Below are 4,550 nucleotides of genomic sequence, written 5' to 3' on the forward strand. Positions count from 1 at the left end.
ACGACGTCGTGGTCGTCGACAAGCCCGCCGGGGTGGCCGCCCACGCGTCGGTGGGCTGGACCGGGCCGACGGTGCTGGGCGGGCTGGCCGCCGCCGGCTACCGGGTCACCACCTCCGGCGTGCCCGAGCGGCAGGGGATAGTGCAGCGCCTCGACGTCGGCACGTCGGGGGTGATGGTGGTGGCGATCTCCGAGCGCGCCTACACCGCGCTCAAGCGCGCATTCAGGCAGCGCGCTGTCGACAAGCGCTACCACGCACTGGTGCAGGGGCATCCGGATCCGTCCAGTGGCACCATCGACGCGCCGATCGGCCGGCACCACGGCCGCGACTGGAAGTTCGCCGTCACCGCGAACGGCCGAGACAGCGTCACCCACTACGACACCGTTGAGGCATTCGTCGCCGCCAGCCTGCTCGACGTCCACCTGCAAACCGGCCGGACCCACCAGATCCGGGTGCATTTCGCCGCGCTGCACCACCCCTGCTGCGGCGACCTCACTTACGGCGCCGACCCGAAGCTAGCGAAAAAGCTTGGGCTGGAACGACAGTGGCTGCACGCGAGATCGCTAGCGTTCAATCATCCGGGCGACGGCCGGTGGCTGGAGGTCACCAGCCCGTATCCGACTGACCTTCAGCACGCGCTGGACGTGCTGCGGGCTTCGGCTTGACCATGTCTGATCAGTCCGGTTTACGGGCCTCGATGAGGGTCCGCGCCGAGTGGGCGACGAACGGTCCGTCGGCCTCGATACGCTCGTGCAGCTTCCGCAGCCGGCTGCGGTAGCGGTCGACGGTGAAGCCCGGCACACACCAGATCACCTTGCGCAGAAAGTAGACGACGGCGCCGACGTCGAAGAACTCCGCGCGCAGCCGCTCGAAGCGCACATCGACGACTCGCAGACCGGCGGCTGCCGCATTCGACCGCTCGACGTCCGGCGCCCGCTCGGCGCCGAGCCCGGCCTTCGGTCCGAGGAAGAACTCGGCCAGCTCGATCATCGTCGCGGGTCCGACGTGTTGCGCGAAGTAGGTGCCGCCCGGCCGCAGTACTCGGGCGATCTCGGTCCACCATAGGGCGCTCGGGTGCCGGCTGGCCACCAGGTCGAAAGCGTTGTCGGCGAACGGCAACGGCGGGTGGTCGGCTACTGCGACGACCACCACGCCCCGCGGATGCAGAAGCCTGGTGGCAAGTGCCGCGTTCGGCGGCCACGACTCGGTGGCGGCCATGGTCGGTGGAAACGTACCGAGTTCGCCCGCCCCGGCCAGCACCTCCCCGCCGCCTGTCTGCAAGTCGACGGCGGCTGATGCGTGTGCCAGCCGCCGGCTCAGCAGCCGCTGATAGCCCCAGGACGGACGCTGCTCGGTAGCGCGACCGTCCAGCCATGAAAAGTCCCACCCCTCGACCGGCGCGGCGGCCGCCTCGGCCACCAGATCGTCGAACGTCGCGGGCATGTCTGGCATCCTCGCTTTCACCCGCCGCACCGGCAACAACCGGGTTGCGGGTCGCTCAGGTCGTTGGGTTCGCCCCGGTTACCCTTACTGCCATGAATCAGTTCCTGCTGCGGACCGTCGCAAGGCTAGGGTCCTGGGCGATCGGACTGGTGGTCGCGGCGGCGGTCGTTCCCGGTGTTGCGATGTCGGCGTCGGGATTCGTCGTCGCGGTGCTGGCGTTCGCCGCGGCGCAGACCAGCCTGTCGTGGCTGATCTTGAAGTTGCCGCACGGATATGCGTCGCTGCTGCTCGGTTCCACCGGCCTGACGCTGACCGTCGTCGCTCTCTGGCTGGCCTCGGTACTCACCCACGGGCTCGCCATCGGCGGGCTCGCCTCGTGGCTGGCCGTGACGCTGGTGGTGTGGCTAGTGACAACGATCGGTGCAATTCTGCTGCCCGATATGTACATTCGCAACCAGGACGACTCGACCCGGACCGGGTAGGGAGGGAAACACAATGGGCGACACGCACCACGATCCGACCGATCATTCCCGGACCACACATCAGCACGCGGGCATCGTCGTGAAGGACAATTTCTTCTGGCCCGGGTTCGCCCTGCTCGCGATCGCGGTGTCCGCGATGATCAGCACCGTCATGGTTGCCGCCTACCAGCGTTATGAGTGGATTGAGACGACGGTGCTCATCTCGCTGCTCGGCACGATCGCCGGAGCACTCTGGCTCTTCGTCGAGGTTCGCCACGTGACCGGCATCGACAGGCAGTTGGCACGAGCGCGTGATGTCCGGCCGCGCGCGTGACCGACGCAATCGACTCTGCCCCATCCGGTAGATGATCAGCGCTCACCGACACACCCACCGGCACTGCCGGTAGCGGTCGGGCCTCGGTCATAGACTGGCGGTCCTATGGACGGTTCCTCTTCGCGGCCCTTCGTGCATCTGCATAATCACACCGAGTACTCGATGCTGGACGGCGCGGCGAAGATCACCCCGATGCTGGCCGAGGCGCAGCGTCTGGGGATGACCGCGATCGGGATGACCGACCACGGAAACATGTTCGGCGCCGCCGAGTTTTATCACGCGGCGACCGAAGCCGGGATCAAGCCGATCATCGGAGTGGAAGCGTATGTGGCTCCCGGATCTCGTTTTGATTCGCGCCGGGTCTTGTGGGGCGATCCCGGCCAGAAGAGCGACGACGTGTCGGGTGGCGGCTCCTACACGCATCTGACCATGATCGCCGAGGACGCGACCGGCTTGCGTAACCTGTTCACGCTGTCGTCGCTGGCCTCCTTCGAAGGGCAGTTGGGTAAATGGCCGCGGATGGATGCCGAACTCGTCGCCGAACACGCGGCCGGCATCATCGCCACCACCGGCTGCCCGTCGGGGGAGGTGCAGACCAGGCTTCGGCTCGGGCAGCAGCGTGAGGCGCTGGAATCGGCCGCCACGTGGCGGGAGATCTTCGGCGCCGACAACTACTTCCTGGAACTGATGGACCACGGGCTGACCATCGAAGCGCGGGTTCGCGACGGCCTGCTCGACATTGCCGGCAAGTTGGACATCCCACCGCTGGCCACCAACGACTGCCACTACGTCACCCGCGACGCCGCGGCCAACCACGAGGCGCTGCTGTGCGTGCAGACCGGCAAGACGCTGTCAGATCCCAACCGGTTCAAATTCGACGGCGACGGCTACTATCTCAAGTCCGCCGCAGAGATGCGCGCACTCTTCGACGACGCGGTTCCTGGCGCGTGCGACGCCACCCTGCTGGTCGCCGAGCGAGTGGGCTCCTACGCCGACGTGTGGACGCCGCGCAACCGAATGCCGGTGTTCCCGGTGCCGGACGGACACGATCCGGCATCCTGGCTTCGGCACGAGGTGAGCGCCGGGCTGACGCGCCGGTTCCCGAACGGGTCACCCGACGGTTACGCCGAGCGCGCGTCCTACGAGATCGACGTCATCTGTGGCAAGGGTTTCCCTTCGTACTTCTTGATCGTCGCGGACCTGATCAACTATGCCCGTTCCGTCGACATCCGGGTCGGTCCGGGCCGCGGTTCGGCGGCCGGCTCGCTGGTCGCCTATGCGCTGGGCATCACCGATATCGACCCGATCCCGTACGGCCTGCTGTTCGAGCGGTTCCTCAACCCGGAGCGCATGTCGATGCCGGACATTGACATCGACTTTGACGACCGGCGCCGCGGCGAAATGGTGCGCTACGCCGCCGAGCGGTGGGGCCATGACCGAGTGGCCCAGGTCATCACCTTCGGCACCATCAAAACCAAAGCTGCGCTTAAGGATTCCGCGCGCATTCACTTCGGGCAACCCGGCTTCGCGATCGCCGACCGGATCACCAAGGCGCTGCCGACGCCGATCATGGCCAAAGATATCCCGCTGTCCGGCATCACCGATCCGAACCACGAGCGGTACAAGGAGGCGGCGGAGGTCCGCGGCCTGATCGACACCGACTCCGACGTGCGCACCATCTATCAGACCGCGCTCGGGCTAGAAGGCCTCATCCGCAACGCCGGTGTGCACGCCTGTGCGGTGATCATGAGCAGCGAACCGCTGACTGAGGCGATTCCGCTGTGGAAGCGCCCGCAGGACGGCGCGATCATCACCGGCTGGGACTACCCGGCGTGTGAGGAGATCGGCCTGCTGAAGATGGATTTCCTCGGGCTGCGCAACCTGACCATCATCGGCGACGCGATCGAGAACATCAAAGCCAACCGCGGAATCGATGTGGATCTGGAGTCCCTGCCGCTCGACGACCGGCCGACCTACGAGCTGCTGGGACGGGGCGACACCCTGGGGGTGTTCCAGCTCGACGGGGGGCCGATGCGCGATCTGCTGCGCCGAATGCAACCCACTCGGTTCGAAGACGTCATCGCGGTGATTGCGCTGTACCGGCCCGGCCCGATGGGACAAAACGCCCACAACGACTACGCCGACCGCAAGAACGGTCGACAGGCCATCAAACCCATCCACCCCGAACTTGCCGGGCCACTGGAAGAGATCCTGGCCGAAACCTACGGCCTGATCGTCTACCAGGAACAGATCATGCGCATCGCGCAGAAGGTGGCCGGCTACTCGCTGGCCCAAGCCGACATCCTGCGGAA

5 protein-coding genes are annotated in these 4,550 nt (G+C 66.6%); 4 read left to right on the plus strand and 1 reads right to left on the minus strand.

Annotated elements, in window-relative coordinates:
• Positions 1 to 665, plus strand: a 665-nt coding sequence (locus tag AC2VOP_RS00270) for an RluA family pseudouridine synthase (RefSeq protein WP_486959102.1), incomplete at its 5' end; no start/stop codon positions are given.
• 10 nt (positions 666 to 675) lie between these two features.
• On the opposite strand, the gene AC2VOP_RS00275 is transcribed toward AC2VOP_RS00270, so the two are convergent.
• Positions 676 to 1,443 carry a methyltransferase domain-containing protein gene (locus AC2VOP_RS00275; protein WP_486959103.1) on the minus strand — a complete coding sequence of 256 codons (768 nt, stop codon included), beginning with the start codon at positions 1,441 to 1,443 and terminating at the stop codon, positions 676 to 678.
• 92 nt (positions 1,444 to 1,535) lie between these two features.
• Between AC2VOP_RS00275 and AC2VOP_RS00280 the strand changes: the two genes are divergently transcribed.
• The 3 genes from AC2VOP_RS00280 to dnaE all read left to right on the plus strand — a co-directional run.
• Positions 1,536 to 1,925, plus strand: a complete 390-nt coding sequence (locus AC2VOP_RS00280) for a hypothetical protein (protein WP_486959104.1) — start codon at positions 1,536 to 1,538, stop codon at positions 1,923 to 1,925.
• A 13-nt stretch (positions 1,926 to 1,938) separates the two neighbouring features.
• A complete protein-coding gene (locus tag AC2VOP_RS00285; protein ID WP_486959105.1) occupies positions 1,939 to 2,238 on the plus strand; it encodes a hypothetical protein in 300 nt (99 codons plus the stop codon).
• Positions 2,239 to 2,343: 105 nt separating this feature from the next.
• Positions 2,344 to 4,550 (plus strand): DNA polymerase III subunit alpha (dnaE, locus tag AC2VOP_RS00290; RefSeq protein WP_486959106.1); only part of this gene is annotated, 2,207 nt, incomplete at its 3' end.

It is taken from the genome of Mycobacterium sp. TH-M106, from assembly GCF_057473765.1.

Coding starts and splice junctions, on each gene's coding strand:
- AC2VOP_RS00285 (WP_486959105.1), top strand. CDS start 1,939: ATGGGCGACACGCACCACGATCCGACCGATCATTCCCGGACCACACAT.
- AC2VOP_RS00280 (WP_486959104.1), top strand. CDS start 1,536: ATGAATCAGTTCCTGCTGCGGACCGTCGCAAGGCTAGGGTCCTGGGCG.
- AC2VOP_RS00275 (WP_486959103.1), bottom strand. CDS start 1,443: ATGCCCGCGACGTTCGACGATCTGGTGGCCGAGGCGGCCGCCGCGCCG.